Below are 19955 nucleotides of genomic sequence, written 5' to 3' on the forward strand. Positions count from 1 at the left end.
CATACACCAGTATGTGACTAGGGTTAGCGAACGTAGCCAACAACGCTACAGTGCGAAATATGAAGAGTATTAGCGTTGGATGATTTCGTCGAACACCCCCCCATTCGCAAAATGAGTTGCTTGTGCCGCTTGCCACCCTCCGAAACTTTCATCTACCGTCAGTAACTTAAGCTCAGGAAACTGCTGCTGATATTTTTTAGCCACTTCCACATTTCGTGGACGATAGTAGTTTTTCGCTGCAATTTCCTGCCCTTCAACTGAATAGAGGTGCTCTAGGTAAGCTTCGGCAACTGCCCTGCGGTCACGTTTATCGACAGTTTTATCAACAACAGCGACAGTTGGCTCAGCAAGAATCGAAATACTTGGCGTCACTATCTCAAACTGCCCACTTTCCCCTAACTCATTGATAGCGAGTAAAGCCTCATTCTCCCAAGCAATTAATACATCACCTATACCGCGTTCAACAAAACTATTGGTTGCGCCGCGAGCCCCCGAATCGAGTACTTCCACATTTTTATAGAGCTGTTTAACGAATTGTTTCGCTTTTTCAGGGTTTTGCTGATTTTTATCTAACGCATAGCCCCATGCTGCTAAGTAATTCCAACGTGCTCCGCCGGAGGTTTTCGGGTTTGGTGTCACCACGGAAACGTCTTTGCGGACTAAGTCGTCCCAATCTTTGATATTTTTCGGGTTATCTTTACGAACGAGAAAGACGATAGTCGATGTATAAGGAGCTGAATTATCGGGGAGCTTTTTTATCCAATTTTTATCTATACGGCCACTTTGTGCTATAGCATCAACATCATAGGCTAAAGCTAAGGTAACAACATCGGCTTCTAATCCATTCACCACTGATATGGCTTGCTTACCTGAGCCACCATGAGATTGCCGAACGGTAACGGTATCGCCCGTTTTCTTTTTCCAATAATCACTGAACTCCTGATTATATTGCTGATAAAACTCACGAGTCGGATCATAAGACACATTCAACAATTGAATATTTTTCGCCCAAGCCCCTGTTGCTAGCAGCAATAGCAATGCCGTCGTAAATTGTGATTTTGTTACCTGCCATGAACGTGTCATCCACATTTCCTCATTAAATTTATGATAAGAAGAGGCTGACAGATAGCATCAATTACGGGAAATAATTAAAAAGAAAAACTTATAAGAATGAGGAATATGTGAACAAAGAATAAAAGATAAAGACTTACAAATAACCCTCTTTTAAAACGTATCGTTTATTCCACATTAGGAAAAAGCCATGTAACACTCAAAAGGGTTTAAGCGATATTAGCGTTCGCAAAAGTCAGCTGGCCATTTTTATTATGGCCAGCCTTCTGAAAAAGTATATTTGGTAAATAGAGTATTTGATCTGCAACCTAGAATAGGATAAAAACGTTTAAATCTATTTCCTTATTTACAAGAGTACCCTATTATCAATGTTTCCTTAGGTAACAAATAGAAGGAAACACAACCTTGACATTATCATGTCATTTTATTTTCCTGCGGCAATGCTGATTTTGGTAAACCAAAGATTTTGTCAAAAGCCAAATTAAAAAAGAAAGTATAAATTGGGATAAAAATAATTAAGGCAAAATCGAATATTAATGCTTGTAAAAGACTAATTGACAGCCACCATGCAATTAAAGGAATTAAGAAAGCAACTAGTGTTATTTGAAAAAGTATAGCGTGAACAAAACGGCGTCTAAATGTTCTAATACGTGATTTTTGTTTCGATTCCCAATATTCAAATGCGGTATTGAAAATAAAATTCCAACTAACGGCAATAGTAGTTATTACTAAGGCTAATGGCCCTGTAGTTCCTGCTGAATTACCAGAAAGAAAAGCCAGTGCCAATGCGGAAATAAACCAGCCAATAACTTCATAAATCGTTATAAATACAATTCTACGTTTTATTCCCTGCATTTCTCCACCTCCAATATATTATTACCAATAAAATGACAGAGTAAATATTCGTCAATATTAATAAAACTCAGCCACTTAAGTTTTTATCGCAGGAGACAATTTCATCTACTAGAAAGCGGCAAATGATATAACATTAAGTAGTAAAACATCTGATTATACGAAAAACCGTGTTAAATATTCTCGTATTAAGCTGGCGACTTTATATAAAACTTTATCAATTATTAGATTTAAATATTTTTATTAAAAAATTAATTTTCCTTAATTATCCATTGTGCTTTTTTAACATCAACAGGTTCAGGAATTAGACGTGCTTTTACAAAAATATCTGCAATTTTTTGTTGCTTCGCAAACGAATCATCACTCATATGAATAAACCCATAATTTGCGCGTTGTAATGCTTTTAACCATATATCTTTGCTTAGCCCTGTTGATACTGATAAGACTTCTGAGGTTTCTTGAGGATGTGTATTAACCCATTCACTTTGTTGTATTAGTTGCTCAATAATTACTTCAACATATTTAATTTTTTTTTCAGCAAAGTTACGGCTAGCAAGGAAAAAGGTGTAATGAGGAACTAAATTTTCACCATTAACGATTTGACGGACTGACAAGTTAGTTTCAACTTCAGCTAAAAAAGGATCCCAAATCGCCCATGCATCAGTTGCCCCTTTCTCAAAGGCTGCTCTCGCATCTGATGGTTGTAAATAAACTGGGATAATATCACTGTAATTAAGCCCCGCATGTTGCAATGCGGCCAAAAGTAAATAATTCACATCAGAACCTTTATTTAATGCGATCCGTTTTCCCTTTAAATCATTGATAGACTTAATTGATGAATTTTCAGGAACAATAATTGCCTCTGATTTGGGATTAGCTGGTGAATGACCTAAATAGACAAAATCAGCTTGTGCTGCTTGAGCAAAAATAGGTGGTGCATCTCCCGTCGCGGCTAAATCAATACTTCCTAGATTTAACCCTTCTAACATTTGCGGTCCTGCGGGAAATTCAATCCAATTAATATTAACATCATATTTTTTAAATTCGCTTTCTAACGAACCTCGATATTTTAATATTGCAAAAATATTGGCTTTTTGATACCCAATATTAATTTTTTTCACTTCTGCGAAAATAAAGTTGGGGTAGATGAAAATCAGCAATAATGAAGCAAATAGTATTAACTTTTTCATAGTAGGACTCCTGATAGGATTAATTACCTCAAATAGTTTTCACTCACTTATTTTGGCCTTGAATCATTGGCAATTGTTTCACCAAATGGCCCAGTATTAATACATGAACTAGAGAAAGAGAACTCTTTTAGTCCTTGTAATAACGGCATTACTAACTCTGCAAACCGGTGTGCTTCCTCTAAATGCGGATAACCTGAAAAAATAAACTTACTAATACCCACGGCTTGATATCCCCTAATTCGTTCTGCAACTTGCTCAGGTGAACCAACTAAAGCCGTTCCGGCTCCGCCTCGAACTAAACCAATACCGGCCCATAAATTAGGTGCAATAAATAAGCTATCTTTAGAGCCATTATGGAGTGCTTGCATACGCTTCTGCCCCATTGAATCCATACGCGAAAAAATAGATTGAGCTTGAGCAATCACTTCATCATCAAGATGTGAAATCAGCTTATTCGCCGCATCAATAGCCTCTTGCTCTGTTTCTCGCACTATCACATGTAAGCGAATTCCAAATTCCAATTGGTTACCCTTTTCATCTGCTAGTTTCCGCACAGCTGTAATTTTTTCAGTTACATCAGCAATTGGTTCGCCCCATGACAAATATGTATTAATATGTTCTGCTGCAACCGCTAACGCAGCTGGCGATGAGCCACCAAAATACAATGGAGGACCTAATGGTTGTACTGGTGGAAATAGCAATCCTGCATTTTCAACATTTATATGTTCTCCTTGATAATTAACTTGCTGCTCTCCACGGATCAACCGTTTATAAACTTCAAGGAATTCCTTTGTCACTTTATATCGCTCTTCATGATTTAAAAAAATCCCATCACCTCTATTTTCTATCGGATCACCTCCTGTAACCACATTTACCAATAATCGTCCATCTGATAGTCTATCCAAAGTAGAGGACATGCGAGCAGCTAGTGAAGGGGGTTGAAGACCTGGTCTAACCGCTACTAAAAAACGTAATTGTTTGGTCACTGAAACCAATGCTGCAGCAATTAACCACGAATCTTCGCAGCTTTTACCTGTTGGGATCAGCACACCATGGAAACCTAAACTATCCACTGCGATAGCAATTTGCTGCAAATAAGATAATGTCACGGGACGAGCACCTTTCTGAGTGCCTAAATAGCGCCCGTCTCCATGCGTCGGTAAAAACCAAAATATCTGTAGTTCTTGCTGTGCTGTCATGTTTAATCCCTATTCAATTGATAACAATCAGAAATTATTTTTAATACCTCTAAAACTCTGTAAGTGCACTCAATACCTTCGATTCAAGTTCAATCAACCTAGAGTTAGTCAGTGTTCTGGGATAATCTTCATTTACTTGTAAATCAAAATACAGCCCGCCATCCTTTAACATCAATACTCGTTCAGAGGTAAACACAGCTTCATGCACATCGTGTGTTACAAGCACAACGGTAAATTTGTATTCTTGCCATAGCTTAATGATCAACTGCTGCATTTCTATTCGAGTTAATGCATCAAGTGCACCTAAAGGCTCGTCAAGTAATAGTAAACGAGGACGATGAATAAGTGCTCTTGCTAATGCGACACGCTGTTTCTGTCCACCAGATAATGTTGCAGGCCATTCATTAGCTTTATCAAGCAGTCCAACGGCATCTAGTGCTTCAAGTGCCTCATTACGCCATTTTCCTTTAAGTCCAAGCTCTACATTCTCGATAACTTTTTTCCATGGTAGTAATCGCGGCTCTTGGAACATCATGCGTGTATTATTATAAAAATGAGCTAGTGATAGTGTTTCGCTCGTGATTTCCCCTGACGAGGGAAAATCTAAATTAGCTATTAGGCGTAATAAGGAACTCTTACCACAGCCACTGTGCCCAACAATGGCGACAAATTGCCCTGCAGGAATTGTAAAGCTAAGGGATTTAAGTACTTCATGAGCACCAAACTGTTGAGTAATCTGGTTAACATTAACTGTAATGCCTTCATTTCTAATAGGTTGATTTATCATCATGCTGGAACCTTTTTTTTCTGCCAAGTAGGATGCCAACGCAAAAGTACAACTTCTAATAAATAGGTCGACCAATCTGCTATTTTACCCAGTAAGGCATAAACAATGATGGTAAATACTACAATGTCAGTTCTGAGGAACTCGCGCGCATTCATTGCTAAATATCCGATCCCTGCATTTGCAGAAATGGTTTCAGCAACAATCAATGTTAGCCACATCAGCCCAAGAGAAAAACGGATACCAACCAATATTGATGGCAGTGCCCCTGGAAAAATAACGTGATGGAATAGTTGATATCCATTTAGTCCATAGCTTTTTGCCATCTCAATCAAACCGCGGTCAATATGTCTAATGCCATGTAATGTATTTAAATAAATAGGGAAAAAAGTACCTAATGAGACGAGAAATATTTTAGCTTTCTCATCAATACCAAACCATAAAATAACTAAAGGGATAAGTGCCAAATGTGGTATATTGCGGATCATTTGTATCGAACTATCTAATAAAGTTTCACCTAATCGGGATAGCCCTGTAATTAGTCCTAAAATAAGCCCTATCGAGCCGCCAATAATAAAACCGATAGAGGCACGTAATGTGCTGACAACCATATTTTCCCATAACTCACCACTTTTTATTAACCTCCACCCCGCATTCATTACTTGAAGTGGTTCTGGTAATATACGGTTTGATACCCAGCCTGAATTTACGGAAAATTGCCAAATCATCAGTAAAGCTAAAGGCACTAGCCAACTCAAAAATAAATTACGTTGATAGCTCATTTTTATTCCCCCAATCCAACAATCGAGTATAGTTCAGCTTGTAATATATAATTCCTAGTTTTATTTAGTGAGCGATAAAAAAACGTAAAGTATTATTTACTCTACCAATAATCTCATCATTAAAAATATATTTCTGAGATTGCTCAGAATACTTTGAATGTTTATTACTAATATAAATTCCAATCATAATTTCTTCAGCTTTTAATGCCATCAATAAGGGTTTAAAAGCATAATCCAAGGCTAATTGATGACATTCACTGCCTCCAGACATAATTGGCAATACTCTTTTATTAGCAAATGAACCTTGTGGTAATAAGTCAATTAATGACTTTAACACACCGCTATACGATGATTGGTAAACGGGGGAAGCTATAATAACACCATCTGCTCTATTAACTTTTTTAATAAACAATTCTATTTGAGAATGTTGATATTCTGCTTTTAATAACACACTTGAATCAAATTCATTCACACTAACCCGTTCAATCAATACATTATATTCACCAAGCCATTGCTGAATATAATCAAGTAAGGCAGATGAAAGTGATTTCGAATTTGGACTTCCTGAAATAATAAGAATATTCATATTAACCTCTCTATTGATAACTGACTCTTAATATTTATCGAATTAGCCTATGAGAAAGAAATAATTTTTTGTTCTTAGTAATACTATAATCGATATAAAAGAATTGCTTTTTAATTATTATCGGATTTAAAATTTTGAACAGGATGCAAAAAATCAAAAAAAATACCAAAACTACTTGCTTTAAAATTAGAATTCGCAGAATTATTGAATTTCATATTAGCCTAATTAGTAATTAAAAGTAACTGGCCAGAGTTACAGGATTGAATGAATAGTTACTGATGCATTTGATTTTTAATCATTTTATGTTATTACGATTTAATTAAGTGGAAAATCACATTACTGTAATAGACACATTTATCAATGCTGAATATTTTAGCTGTCACTCAGTAGTGGAAAATTTTAATACTCGCTTGATAAATTCATAGGCGGCATCGTAATTACCTTTTAGTATGAAACACCCTGAAAAACTGACTTATTTGTTATTTGTAACAAATGCAAGGAGAGTGTATAGATTACGGATTATAACTATAGATTGTAATCCGTTGACACTAGATTTTTATTCGAGCTTCCTGAACATTTAACTAATTACCCAAATCGGAAAAAAAAATTCCAATTTATGTGTTTATTTTTGAACGTCACTCAATAAACATTAGCATTAATTTAATATTATAAAACTTGGAGGTGAGTATTTATGAAAAAACAAGAACGACAAAAAGCTATTCGAATTAAGTTGATAACTGATAAAAAAGCTTATGTTAGCGAATTAGCTAAAGAATTATCGGTAACTACTCGAACTATTCGTAATGACTTAAATGAGCTATGCCAAAGTACACTATTCTCATTGTTTCATGGTGGCGTACAATTAAAAAACACACCAGATGACGAATCCTTATTTGAACAATCGTTTACAGAAACGATATTAAACGGCTTTAAAAGCGGCAAGGATATTGCACCAAATTCAAATCGAACTACACAAAACAGCTATATTAATGAAAGTGTTTACATCCTAGGTTCGTTTAATGTTGATATTGTCTCTGAAATAACAGCACTACCCCAGATTGGTCAAACCATACGGGCTTCTGCAACACATTTTTATGCCGGAGGAAAGGGGACAAACCAAGCTATCGCTGCGGCTAAAATTAATAATAACGTTCACTTAACGGTTAAATTAGGCTCAGATGAGTTTTCAAAAAAAGCCAAGAGGTATTTAACAAAGACTGAGATTTCATCATTTTCTTTTCTTATAAATGAAATGTCACCAACTGGAATAGCAATCGTATGGGTTTCTGATGCTACTGGTGACAATATGATCAGTGTCACTCTTGGTGCCAACGAAACATTTACCGAAGAGGACATTTTATTAGATATTGATATCATTCGTAATTGCAGAGTATTTTTGACTCAGCTAGAAAACAATTTCCCTATAACTCGTTATGCAATAATGCAGGCAAAACTTGGGAAAGCTATTGTTGTATTGAACCCAGCCCCTTATGTTCCAGAAATCAAAGAAATATTGCATTTAATAGATATTATTACACCAAATAAAATTGAAGCCGAAGCATTATCTGGAGTAGTTATTGACGATATTAATTCGGCAAAAAACGCAGCCAAAAGCATTCATATTCAAGGTGCAAAATCCGTCATTATCACGTTAGGTAATCAAGGTTGCCTAATCTTTGATGGCAAAGTTTATACCCATATTCCTGCCTATAAATCAGCTGTTGTCGATACCAGTGGAGCTGCCGATGCTTTTACTGGAGCACTAGCTGCATACATTGCTAACGGTAAAGAGCTCGTCAATGCAGCGCAGTATGCTTCTGCGTTTGCATCGTTGAAAGTTGAACGTAAAGGCGCATCAAACATGCCCAGTAACTCGCTCGTTTATCACCGTAAGCAGCAATTGTTTAGAGAATTATTCAGTCCCCTAAGCCTATAGGAATAACCAAATGAAAAATAAAATGTTTTATCGCATTATCGGTGCAACTGTCGGAATAGCACTTTCCTCCTTCTTCATCATACCTGCATTTGCCGCCGATACGCAGACGCATAAACCAAAAATTGCCCTAGTCATGAAATCATTGGCAAACGAGTTTTTTCTGACAATGGAGACAGGAGCAAAAGATTATCAGAAAAAAAATATAGATAAGTTTGATTTGATATCTAATGGAATAAAGAACGAAACGGATACGGCAAATCAAATCCAGATTGTAGAGCAAATGATTGTATCTAAAGTGGATGCTATCATCATTGCACCATCTGATTCTAAAGCAATCCTACCTGTAGTTAAGAAAGCAATTGATGCAGGAATAATCGTTATTAATATTGATAATAAATTTGATGAAGGTGTACTCAAAGATAAAAATCTAAATATTCCTTTTGTTGGTCCTGATAATCAAAAAGGAGCTAAAGATATTGGTGATTATTTAGTAAAGCACCTTAAACAAGGTGATCAAGTAGGTATTATTGAAGGCATTCCAACCTCCCGTAACTCTCAACAACGCACTCAGGGATTCCAGCAAGCAATGGCTGAGGGAGGAATGAAAGTGGTTTCTATTCAATCCGGTCAATGGGAAATAAACAACGCTAATGTGGTAGCCGCTGCAATGCTGAGTGAATATCCCGATATCAAAGCACTGTTAGCAAATAACGATAACATGGCATTAGGTGCAGTTTCTGCAATTCGTTCAGCTGGAAAAAAAGGACAGGTTCTGGTGGTAGGTTATGACAATATCGAAGCAATTAAGCCGATGTTGAATGATGGCCGAGTATTAGCAACAGCAGATCAATTCGCTTCCCAGCAAGCTGTATTTGGCATTGATGCCGCACTTGATGCGCTCAAAAATGGTAAAAAACAAAGTGATTTATCCAGCAATATTGAGACCCCAATAAAACTTATTATTAAACAATAGGTTAATCATGGTTCATTGCTTTGGTATTGCACCTTTCGGATATCAGAGCAGCTTACCCGATAAGGTCAGGATATGAAAAATAGGCAAGAGATCCTCGCAATACACGGAATAAGTAAAACCTATAGTGAACCTGTCTTAGTGGATGTGACACTAGCATTATATTCAGGAAAAGTATTGGCTCTGACTGGGGAAAATGGCGCCGGAAAAAGTACCTTAGCCAAAATAATTGGAGGACTAACCAGCGCAACCTCTGGACAAATTATTTATCAGGGAAAACCTTACACGCCTAACAGCAGGAAAGATGCTGAAAAATTGGGTATCCGCATGGTGATGCAGGAACTCAATTTACTGCCCACGCTATCGGTAGCAGAAAATCTGTTTCTCGAACAGCTTCCTCACCGATTTGGTTGGATTGATCGGAAAAAGTTAAACGAAGTAGCTCAACCCGTGATGGCCATGGTTGGATTGCAATCGATCGATCCTAATACACTTGTTGGTAAATTAGGCATTGGCCATCAACAGATGATTGAAATCGCAAGAAACTTAATTGGCGAAAGCCGAGTTCTTATTCTTGATGAACCTACAGCAATGCTCAGTAACCGTGAAGTTGAATTACTGTTTAAACAGATAATGTTGTTTAAAGCCCGAGGTGTTTCATTGATTTATATCTCCCATCGATTAGATGAATTAGCGGTAATTGCTGATGATATTGCAGTACTACGGAATGGCCACCTAGTCTGTGTGGATGATATTAAACGCTATAACAGTGATCAGCTAGTTTCACTGATGGTCGGACGTGATTTAAAAAGTTCATTTAATTTAAATCAGCACCAGGTCGGTCATCCGATCTTGAAAGTGAAAAACTTTAAGCGTGGAAGAATTATTCAGGATACATCGTTCACGCTACACAGTGGTGAAATATTAGGTATTAGCGGTCTAGTAGGTTCTGGACGAACAGAACTTTTACGCGCTATTTTCGGTGCTGATAAAATCGACAGCGGCACATTACAGGTTGGTGATCCGTTAAAAACCGTAGTAATACGATCTCCTAAGGATGCAATTAAGCACGGTATCGCATTGGTTACAGAAGATCGTAAAGGCGAAGGCCTTTTATTACCACAATCTATAGCAGCAAATATCTCCTTGGGTAATAGCGATAAAACAAGCTTTCTATCAATCGTTAGCTCACTTGATGAAACCAATTTAGCAAATAAATATATTAAAAACTTAGGCATCCGCGCGACAAATCCTTCGCAGCCTGTAAAGAGTTTATCAGGAGGTAATCAGCAAAAAGTATTAATTAGCCGATGGTTAGAAAGAGATTGTCAGATTATTTTATTTGATGAGCCCACTCGAGGTATAGATATTGGTGCAAAACAAGATATTTACCAGTTACTGAATGCGTTGACGGCTAAGGGAAAAGGCATTGTTGTCGTTTCCAGTGATTTACGCGAACTCATGCTCATTTGCGACCGTATTGCAGTAATTTCAGATGGCAAACTAGTGAATACCTTTTCACGTGGTGACTGGAGTCAGGAGCAAATTTTAGCAGCAGCATTTTCTGCATATCAGCATGTAGAAAATACTTCTAGCGAATAGCCGAGGATAAAAAATGAATAACAAATTATCGACTAAACAAGCGGCAACAACAAAAGAAACCCCTTATACATCATTGAAAGAGTTAAATAGCTACATCGGATTAATCGGCGCGTTATTGGCGATGATAGTGCTATTTTCATGCCTTAGCACACACTTTTTAAGCATGAATACCTTTAGTACTATTGCGAATCAAATCCCTGACCTAATTGTTATGTCTGTTGGGATGACATTCATATTAATTATTGCAGGTATAGATCTTTCCGTTGGATCGTTGTTGGCTCTTGCAGCAGCTGTGGTAAGCGTAACGTATTTAAATTTCCAATGGCCCCCATGGCTAGCAGCTCTTTCTGGTGTAATGCTCGCAACACTAGTTGGATCACTAACGGGCTTCATTACGGTTGCTTGGCGTATTCCCGCATTTATCGTCTCTCTCGGAATGTTGGAAATGGCTCGAGGATTAGCCTATCAGTTGACTGACTCTAGAACGGCCTATATTGGTTCTATTTATGATTATATTGCCGACCCGGTTTTCTTCGGAGTATCCCCTTCTTTTATTATTGCCATAGTAGTCATTATAGTCGGGCATTTAGTTTTAACTCGAACTGTGTTTGGCCGTCATTTGATTGGTATTGGTACGAATGAAGAAGCGGTCCGATTATCAGGCATTAATCCCGGGCCTTATAAGATCGCTGTATTTGCACTTATGGGAGGATTATCTGGTTTGGCCTCACTGTTCCAAGTGGCGCGCCTTGAGGCCGCTGACCCAAATAGTGGTGTTGGAATGGAACTACAGGTTATTGCTGCTGTTGTGATAGGCGGTACAAGCTTGATGGGAGGAAGAGGTTCAATTATATGTACTTTTCTTGGAGCATTGATTATTTCCGTTCTGGCTGCTGGGTTGGCACAAGTTGGTGCAAGCGAGCCCACAAAACGCTTTATAACAGGAGCCGTAATTATCGTTGCAGTGGTACTTGATACATACCGTAGTCATTTAAACAAGAGCTAAACAACCACCTACTAAATGTTAATAAAAGGAAAAAAAATGTCTAAAAATAAAATTATTATCGACTGTGACCCCGGTCATGATGATGCAATGGCTATTTTTTTAGCATTAGGTAATCCGAATATTGATTTACTTGCCGTAACAACGGCTGCTGGAAACAAAACTTTAGATGAAGTCACTTATAATACACGCGCTGTTATGGAATTAATCGGTGCAAATAATATTCCTATCGCAGCAGGTTGTTCTCGCCCTTTAGTCAGGACAATACAAAAAGGTTTAAAAACTCATAAAGTAACAGGTATTGATAGGTCACAACTTCCAGAACCTAAACTACCTATTGATAAACGACATGCCGTTGACTTAATTATTGATACCATTAAATCTCATCCGCCAAAAACAGTAACTCTCGTTCCGATAGGGGGACTTACAAATATTGCATTAGCAGCAAGAAAGGCGCCAGAAATTGTAGGATTAGTGAAAGAGGTAGTTTTAATGGGGGGTGGCTACCATACAGGCAACAGCACAGCTGTTGCTGAATTTAATATCCTCATAGATCCTGAAGCCGCCCATATCGTATTTAATGAAACTTGGCCTATCACAATGGTTGGATTAGACCTAGCCTATCAAGCACGCCCAGATGACCAAATCATAGAAAAGATTAAGGCGTTAAATACTCGACTAAGCCATTTTGTTGTTGAGTCCCTCAATAACTACACTGCTAGTTATCGTCAGCAAAAAGGACATAGTGACCATGCCCCAGTTCATGATTTATGCGCTGTTGCTTATGTTATCGACCCATCGATAATGGAAACAATCAAAGCTCCAATTAATATTGAATTGCAAGGTGCTCTAACAACGGGAATGACAGTCACAGATTTTCGTCTACCCATTAAAGCAGAATGCCATACCCAAGCTGCCACTAAATTAGATAATCCGCAATTATGGGATATGTTTATTGATTCCCTTGAGCAATTAGGAAAATAGAGTGATAACCACCCCACATAGCGGGTGGTTTACTCATTAATTTCTATAGAGGTAATCTGTATTAACAAATAAACCAGATATCAGCGGATGCATAGAGCAATGATATTAGTGAAATAGTGAAGACATTTGAACGCTTTTCAAATTAAAGTCATGAGTAACTCATCCTGGAAAGCAACTAAATTACCCTACTTATTCTTAATGCGGCAGAACCAAATGCATTCATGCAATGAGTCTCTGAAATGAGATTTCTAGCTCAGCCTAATACCTTAATTAAACTTTGTAATGGTGCTTTTCATATCATATTGGCATAAATACAATCAATTCTGCCGCGCTACAAGAATCGACTAAAACATTATCAGAACGAACTATTGTCGATTACAAAGCGATATTTAACATCACGTTTCAACATACGTTCATATGCTTGATTAATATTTTCTATATTAATCAACTCAATCTCTGCAACAATATTGTGTTCCCCACAGAAATCAAGTAATTCCTGAGTTTCTTTAATACCACCGATTAATGAAGCCGAAATAGATTTTCTTCCAAGATATAACGGAACTGAACTCGTGTTAAATTCACCGATGTAACCAACAAGAACCAATGTTCCATCTAATGTTAATGTAGAAACATATGGTTTTAAATCATGCTCATAAGGGATAGTATCAATGATGATATCAAACTGATTTTTAATCTCTGCCATCTTAGCTTCATCTGTTGATAACACAACATGATGGGCACCTAAACGGATCGCATCAGCTATTTTGGATTTTGAACTAGTTATTAATGTAATCTCTGCCCCTAAAGCATGAGCTAGTTTAATAGCCATATGACCCAAGCCACCTAATCCCACAATAGCAAGCTTAGTTCCGTTACCTACTTTCCAATGCCTTAACGGAGACCAAGTTGTAATACCAGCACATAATATTGGTGGAACTGCTTTTAAATCTAAATTTTTAGGTACTTTTACAACAAAATTTTCACTGCAAACAATTTTTTTAGAATATCCTCCATAAGTCATTCGTCCATCATAACGATCTAAACTATTAAAGGTTTGAGTTGGACCCTCTTCACAATACTGTTCCAAATCTGATTTACAATATGTACAGTCCTGACAAGAATCTACTATAAATCCAATTCCTACAATATCACCAACTTTAAACTTTGAAACTTTATTTCCTATATTAGAAATACGTCCAACAATTTCATGTCCAGGAACAATAGGATATTGAGAAACACCCCAATCATTTCTACTTTGATGAATATCAGTATGACAGACTCCACAGTATTCAATATCAATTAAAACATCATCTTCGCGAAGATCTCGACGTTCGAAAACAAAAGGAGCTAGTGGACTTTTATTACTTTTAGCTGCATACCCAAGTATTTTTATCGACATAGTATTCTCTTTATTTTTTATATAAATTAATGATTGATTTAATGACAGCGCGAATAAACCAGACTTTAAATAAATTAAATATCATTTACTCTTTATATCTTAAATATAAAATTTATATAATATAAAGTGGCTTATTCACTCACTCCTAATACACAATTAAAATTGTGTTTTTTTATTGTTCAATAAACTTAGCAGGATATTTGGCTATTCTTTCTAGAAAAAAGAAATAGTATTTACCGTTATCAACAATGTCGGGAAACCCTTCAATATGCTTACCATCCATTAGCCCGAAAACAATATTATTATCGACTTTCCTAAAGTGGTCAAAGATTGGCACTCCATCATAAATCATGGTTGCAGACGTTTTTCCTCTAAAGCTCACATCAAGAATAGATGCTTCTCCTTTCATTATCTTATTAGAAAAAAGTTTACCCTCATCATTGAAACAAATGATTGGAAGCACATCAAATTTGCTTTTAAACCATTTACCGTACCATTTCATTTCCGCTAAGGCTTTATTCCCCCAATGACCTGTTTTGAAATCACCACCTTTCCACTTACCTAACATCTCATCTGATGTAATTATAGGAAGGGAGTCAAAAAGACTCAGTAAAACTGAATCATCTATAATAGAATTTTTAGAACGTAGATCATAAAATTTTTGAATATTATTCATATAAATATACCTTATAAGTTAAAAGTCTTAGTCTGATATAAGCAGTCTCAGATTACCTACTCATCTAAAGTTTCAATATCTATAAACAGAATTTCGGCTATAACTTTCTTTACTACTCTTCATTACCTTTTTAGGAATCAATGATTTTATCGCTAAGCTGAGTATTAGAAATAATAGGATTAGAGGTGGGCCCTTATTCCGAAAGAAATTTTGCTCATTATATGTATTTACTTTTATTGCCTTGTCGATACATATACAGTAAAGGAATTTAGGAGTACTGCATTGCCTGATATTGGATATTTTTTTGCCTGATAATATTTTTATGGCATTTAAGGGGGGAAATATGGTGTTGCAAGTGTGAAAAAAACATAATATTCACATATGATCTTGCTTGGAAACACTATATGAACAACGAACTATTAAATCTCTGCCGTCACTATGCCGATGCTCGGGCCGTTTTTAACGGTGTTATTACTACACCTGTTTCGGGGTTGACTATCGTACGCTCTATCCATCAAGGAGAATTACAGGTAGCAGTATCAAGGCCACTTGTCGCGATGATGTTACAGGGACGAAAACGTGTAACAACAGGCTCTAACAGCTTTGAGTATGGTCCCGGAGAAGCGATGGTTATATCCGCAGATATTCCTATAGAGGGCCTGATAACAAAGGCTAGTGCTGGAGAGCCCTATTATTCACTTGTTCTAGAACTGGATATTTCGCTCCTTAGTGAACTCTTGAGCGCTATGAAAATTAAGAGAAATCGATCGGCAAGTAATATCCATATTGAACCCATTCGAACTAATGTGGCAGATACTGCATGTCGTCTGGTAAGGCTGTTCGAAGAACATGAAGCACTTAACATCCTTGGTAAAGGGTTAATACGTGAGTTACATTACTGGTTGCTCAGGAGTGAGCATGGAGAAGCCATCAGGGCTCTTGGTGCAATGGACAGTCATTCTGTGAAAGTGAGTCGTGCAATAGAAAAATTGCGTAATGATTTTATGTACCCAATCAAAATCAAAGAACTAGCCAGTAGCGTAGGTATGAGCGTACCAGTATTCCATAAATATTTCAGATTACTCACCACACTTACCCCTCTACAATTTCAGAAACAACTACGCCTAATTCATGCTAGAAATCAGATGTTAACAAATGGTGTGAGTATCACTCACGCAGCTTCTGCAGTTGGTTATAACAGTGTATCGCAGTTCACCCGTGAATATTCGCGAATGTTTAATATTTCACCAGGACGAGATAACAAACTGTTCAGAGCAAACTTTTCTCAAAAAGGTAAGCATTAACTAAAAATTATTATATGAAGCTTAAGCTCATCGTTAGCATAATTACTCAATACAATTAATAAGTTACCCAACCCAAAACACTCATAATACAAGTGCATCAAATTAACATCAATTAAGTGCAACCATATCCTTCATCGACACGTATGCACGGAATAGCGTACTACACTGAAAATTTGCATCTATATCATAATTGTCGCTTTACCTACCCTTCCAATTGTGGACCGATTGTTGCCATAACCCAATATTGAAAATATACAAACTATATTTACTACTTATGTAAAATAAATCTATTTGTGATTTTTATAAATACTTTTGACAAGCAATGGACTTCAAATAATCAAATAACTATCCCATTAAGCATTGAACTGCATTTGATTGATTTTCATTATATATCCCGCTAGTTTCTCCAAATAGTTTGAGTTGTGACTAGGCGGCGGCTCGGGTGCATACATAAGTATGTGACCCGAGTAACCGAGAGCTGCCAACAACGTCACAGCTCAAAATATGACGAAGAAAAAGAAGAGGAAGAATTAGTACAGCTTCTTCGCCGTATCAAACCAATCCTTCTTAAAGACGCGCTTCATATTCATAACAGCATCAATAATGTCATGATGAACTAATTTTTCATTTTGGATACCAACACAGCGCCCGCCATAGCCTTCTAACAGAAGTTGAATGGAATAAGCTCCCATGCGTGATGCCAAAATGCGGTCATAAGCAACTGGAGATCCGCCACGCTGGATATGGCCTAGAACCGTTGCGCGAGTTTCATGATGTGTTTCTTGCTCTATATATTTCGCTAACTCACCCACATCACAAACATGTTCGGTAATAGCGACAATCGCATGACGTTTACCTTTTTCAATACCACGTTTGATTTCAGATAACAGTTCTTCGCGGTCAAAAGCCATTTCTTGCTCAGGTAATACTAAGAATTCACAGCCCCCTGCAATCGCAGCAGATAATGTTAAATCACCACAGTAACGCCCCATGACTTCAACAATCGAAATACGTTTATGGGAAGTCGAAGTATCACGAAGGCGGTCAATGGCCTCAACAACCGTTTCGAGGGCAGTAAAATAGCCGATGGTATAGTCTGTGCCAGCAACGTCATTATCAATCGTTCCCGGTAGACCAATACATGGGAACCCTGCTTCCGTCAGTGCTTTAGCCCCTAAATAAGAGCCATCACCACCGATGACAACTAATGCGTCAATATGGTTTTTCTTCAGATTATCAAATGCGACTGCACGCACTTTTTCATCACGGAATTGTGGAAAACGAGCTGAACCTAAAAAGGTACCACCACGGTTAATCATATCCGACACGCTATACCGGTCTAATTGCTTCATGCGGTTTTCATATAAGCCAAGGTAACCGTCAAAAATACCCATGACTTCTAAACCTTCACCTAGTGCCGCACGAACCACACCGCGGATAGCGGCATTCATGCCTGGCGCGTCACCACCACTCGTTAAAACCCCAATTCTTTTAATCTGCTTGACCATGATGACCTCTGATTAATGAACATAAAATTGCAAATCGATAAAACCGTTACGCTGTTAATCTTTTTAACGCTAATTACACTGACTGACTAGTGCTGAATTGATTCACCTAACAGCATAATACGGCAAAGAGTGAATTATGCATCTGCTTTCCATCAAGCTTTTATGTTTTATTGTGATCCAGTTTACATAATTCTAGCCGATCACCCCAATAGGTAAATCCTTCAAGGTAAAAAAAGCCCTAGAGTACAAAATACAGCGTATTACCCTAGTCATACCTTAGTTTGAAATAAAAATTAAGTATTAATGATAACACTTAAATTCCTTCGATGCTGTACCTATAAAACAAAAGAAAAGCACCATTTTGGTGCTCTTTTGATTAACGAACAAAAACGAAAATAAAATGGGATTATGTATAGTAATAACGCGTTAAATGGAAAAAAATAGGCGCAGCAAAACACAATGAGTCAATACGATCCAGCATCCCACCATGCCCTTCAATAATCGCCCCAAAATCTTTAATACCACTATCACGCTTAATTGCTGACATACATAACCCACCCACAAACCCCATAATGGTAATAGCGAATGACATCAGCCCCGCAACCCACCAGCTAAACGGGGTTACCCAGTAAAGACAAACACCAATGAGTACTGAAGATAATACTCCGCCAATAAAACCTTCAATGGTCTTATTTGGGCTCAACTTAGGCACAATAGGCCGCTTACCCATTAACTTGCCAAAAACATACTGCAACACATCTGAAATTTGCGTCACAATAATCAAGAAAAGTAATAATTTTACGTTTTCGCCTTCATAGCCTTGAATATTCAACATCAATAACGCAGGGACGTGGCTTAAACAGAAAACAGCCACCAACATCCCCCACTGAATTTTTGCAGTGCGTTCAAGAAAATGAAAGGTATCTCCAGCTAAAGCAATACGGGTAGGCAAGAAAAGGAATACAAAAACAGGTACGAAAATTGAAAATAACCCATACCATTCAATACCTACCAATACATATTGCAATGGAATAAAAACAAAGAAGCACCAAAATAATGCCTCGTGGTCACTTCGCCGTGTTGGCGTTAAGGTAATAAACTCTCTTAGTGCAAAGAACGATATCAGTGCGAATAAGATCACGACACCTATATTGCCAAGCACCACAGCAAGTACACAAATAATGCACATAACCCACCATGCGCGGATACGAGCATTCAAATTATCAATGGTTGGGTTACTTTTTTCACCTGAATAACGATATGCAAGAATACCACCAATAACACTAGCAAATACTAGTATCCCAAACACACCTGACAACAATAATACTAATTCCCTGTCCCCAATACTCATGGCATTAGCTCCTCAAGTGCTTCTTTGGCTCGCTGCAAAAAGTCGATTTTATTTTCATTCTCCATAATAGGCTCCAGAGGCTTACCAACGATAGCTGAGCAAATCACAGGCACAACAAGCTTTGACCCCTTCGGTAATACACGATTTAAATTTTCCAAATAGACTGGAACAACTTCAACATCAGGGTATTTTTTCGCGAGATGGTAGAGCCCACTTTTAAATTGACTTAGCGTTTCCCCATCTCCACGCGTACCCTCAGGAAAAAATATTAATGAATGCTTTGACTCTAATACTGATTCTAAAGGAGCTAATGTATTATTTTGTGCGGGCTTATCGCCTTTTCTATCGACTAATACAGCGCGAAAAACCTTATTAACTAAATAACGCCGAAATGGTGTCTTAACCCAATAATCTTTAGCGGCAACAGGGTGAACAAAATGGCGCATTAACGGCGGCAACCCAGACCAAATAACCAAACCATCAAGATGACTGGAATGATTGGCATAATAAATACGTGAAGCCATTGAAGGTTGGCACCCGACCCAACGAGTGCGAACGCCAGTTAATAAACGGCAGGTTCCCGATAACAGCATGCCCATTCCCTTAGCTAAAAGAGAAATTCTCTGCACTTTTTCCATCTTTTTTCCTTGCTAACGTTTTATCAAACGAAAATTTGCAAAATTACGAAAAAACCTGAATATCGTTTAATTAACAAGATAGAGAGTCAATTACAGGAGTACAACGGGATAAGTTCTGAT

At 37.4% G+C, this 19955-nt stretch carries 18 protein-coding genes; 6 read left to right on the plus strand and 12 right to left on the minus strand.

The genetic code is table 11. The features are described from left to right. Positions 1 to 69: 69 nt before the first annotated feature. The 7 genes from FVA72_RS20980 to ssuE form a co-directional block, all read right to left on the minus strand. Entirely contained in the window at positions 70 to 1083 is a 1014-nt protein-coding gene (locus tag FVA72_RS20980; protein WP_110592820.1) for a sulfate ABC transporter substrate-binding protein, read from the minus strand. 402 nt (positions 1084 to 1485) lie between these two features. Then, positions 1486 to 1926, minus strand: coding sequence for a PACE efflux transporter (locus tag FVA72_RS20985; protein ID WP_004265273.1), 441 nt, complete (start codon positions 1924 to 1926; stop codon positions 1486 to 1488). Between the two features lie 248 nt (positions 1927 to 2174). Further along, positions 2175 to 3113 carry a sulfonate ABC transporter substrate-binding protein gene (locus tag FVA72_RS20990; protein ID WP_110592819.1) on the minus strand — a complete coding sequence of 313 codons (939 nt, stop codon included), beginning with the start codon at positions 3111 to 3113 and terminating at the stop codon, positions 2175 to 2177. A 47-nt stretch (positions 3114 to 3160) separates the two neighbouring features. Next, positions 3161 to 4312 carry an FMNH2-dependent alkanesulfonate monooxygenase gene (gene ssuD / locus FVA72_RS20995; protein ID WP_110592818.1) on the minus strand — a complete coding sequence of 384 codons (1152 nt, stop codon included), beginning with the start codon at positions 4310 to 4312 and terminating at the stop codon, positions 3161 to 3163. A 49-nt stretch (positions 4313 to 4361) separates the two neighbouring features. Then, positions 4362 to 5096, minus strand: coding sequence for an ATP-binding cassette domain-containing protein (locus tag FVA72_RS21000; protein ID WP_405030007.1), 735 nt, complete (start codon positions 5094 to 5096; stop codon positions 4362 to 4364). Positions 5097 to 5098: 2 nt separating this feature from the next. Next, positions 5099 to 5878, minus strand: coding sequence for an aliphatic sulfonate ABC transporter permease SsuC (ssuC, locus tag FVA72_RS21005; RefSeq protein ID WP_004265254.1), 780 nt, complete (start codon positions 5876 to 5878; stop codon positions 5099 to 5101). Positions 5879 to 5942: 64 nt separating this feature from the next. Then, a complete protein-coding gene (ssuE, locus tag FVA72_RS21010; RefSeq protein WP_004265252.1) occupies positions 5943 to 6464 on the minus strand; it encodes an NADPH-dependent FMN reductase in 522 nt (173 codons plus the stop codon). Positions 6465 to 7155: 691 nt separating this feature from the next. Between ssuE and FVA72_RS21015 the strand changes: the two genes are divergently transcribed. From FVA72_RS21015 to FVA72_RS21035, 5 genes are all read left to right on the plus strand, one after another. After that, positions 7156 to 8400, plus strand: coding sequence for a PfkB family carbohydrate kinase (locus FVA72_RS21015; RefSeq protein ID WP_004265251.1), 1245 nt, complete (start codon positions 7156 to 7158; stop codon positions 8398 to 8400). Positions 8401 to 8410: 10 nt separating this feature from the next. Further along, complete coding sequence (locus FVA72_RS21020; protein ID WP_004265250.1) at positions 8411 to 9373, plus strand: sugar ABC transporter substrate-binding protein; 963 nt, start codon at positions 8411 to 8413, stop codon at positions 9371 to 9373. A 72-nt stretch (positions 9374 to 9445) separates the two neighbouring features. Then, the gene (locus FVA72_RS21025) at positions 9446 to 10972 is read left to right on the plus strand and encodes a sugar ABC transporter ATP-binding protein (RefSeq protein WP_110592816.1); all 1527 of its coding nucleotides are present in this window, start codon (positions 9446 to 9448) and stop codon (positions 10970 to 10972) included. A 13-nt stretch (positions 10973 to 10985) separates the two neighbouring features. After that, positions 10986 to 11978 carry an ABC transporter permease gene (locus tag FVA72_RS21030; RefSeq protein WP_110592815.1) on the plus strand — a complete coding sequence of 331 codons (993 nt, stop codon included), beginning with the start codon at positions 10986 to 10988 and terminating at the stop codon, positions 11976 to 11978. A 36-nt stretch (positions 11979 to 12014) separates the two neighbouring features. After that, positions 12015 to 12959 (plus strand): nucleoside hydrolase, encoded by a 945-nt coding sequence (locus FVA72_RS21035; RefSeq protein ID WP_110592814.1) that lies wholly within the window; start codon positions 12015 to 12017, stop codon positions 12957 to 12959. A gap of 355 nt (positions 12960 to 13314) precedes the next feature. Here FVA72_RS21035 and FVA72_RS21040 read toward each other — a convergent pair whose 3' ends face one another. Together FVA72_RS21040 and FVA72_RS21045 are read right to left on the minus strand one after the other, a co-directional pair. After that, positions 13315 to 14358 (minus strand): NAD(P)-dependent alcohol dehydrogenase, encoded by a 1044-nt coding sequence (locus FVA72_RS21040; protein WP_110592813.1) that lies wholly within the window; start codon positions 14356 to 14358, stop codon positions 13315 to 13317. 172 nt (positions 14359 to 14530) lie between these two features. Further along, positions 14531 to 15034, minus strand: a complete 504-nt coding sequence (locus tag FVA72_RS21045; RefSeq protein WP_004265242.1) for a DUF4334 domain-containing protein — start codon at positions 15032 to 15034, stop codon at positions 14531 to 14533. A 404-nt stretch (positions 15035 to 15438) separates the two neighbouring features. Here FVA72_RS21045 and FVA72_RS21050 point away from each other — a divergent pair, with 404 nt between their 5' ends. Next, the gene (locus FVA72_RS21050; protein WP_004265240.1) at positions 15439 to 16338 is read left to right on the plus strand and encodes an AraC family transcriptional regulator; all 900 of its coding nucleotides are present in this window, start codon (positions 15439 to 15441) and stop codon (positions 16336 to 16338) included. 530 nt (positions 16339 to 16868) lie between these two features. On the opposite strand, the gene pfkA is transcribed toward FVA72_RS21050, so the two are convergent. The 3 genes from pfkA to FVA72_RS21065 all read right to left on the minus strand — a co-directional run bounded on the left by pfkA (position 16869) and on the right by FVA72_RS21065 (position 19835). After that, entirely contained in the window at positions 16869 to 17846 is a 978-nt protein-coding gene (gene pfkA / locus FVA72_RS21055; RefSeq protein ID WP_004265237.1) for a 6-phosphofructokinase, read from the minus strand. A gap of 406 nt (positions 17847 to 18252) precedes the next feature. Continuing rightward, positions 18253 to 19197, minus strand: coding sequence for a phosphatidate cytidylyltransferase (locus tag FVA72_RS21060; RefSeq protein ID WP_004265235.1), 945 nt, complete (start codon positions 19195 to 19197; stop codon positions 18253 to 18255). Further along, positions 19194 to 19835, minus strand: coding sequence for a lysophospholipid acyltransferase family protein (locus tag FVA72_RS21065; protein ID WP_094961883.1), 642 nt, complete (start codon positions 19833 to 19835; stop codon positions 19194 to 19196). Before FVA72_RS21065 ends, FVA72_RS21060 begins: the two co-directional genes overlap by 4 nt. Positions 19836 to 19955 lie beyond the last annotated feature (120 nt).

It is taken from the genome of Providencia sp. PROV061, from assembly GCF_011045655.1.
Taxonomy (GTDB): domain Bacteria; phylum Pseudomonadota; class Gammaproteobacteria; order Enterobacterales; family Enterobacteriaceae; genus Providencia; species Providencia hangzhouensis.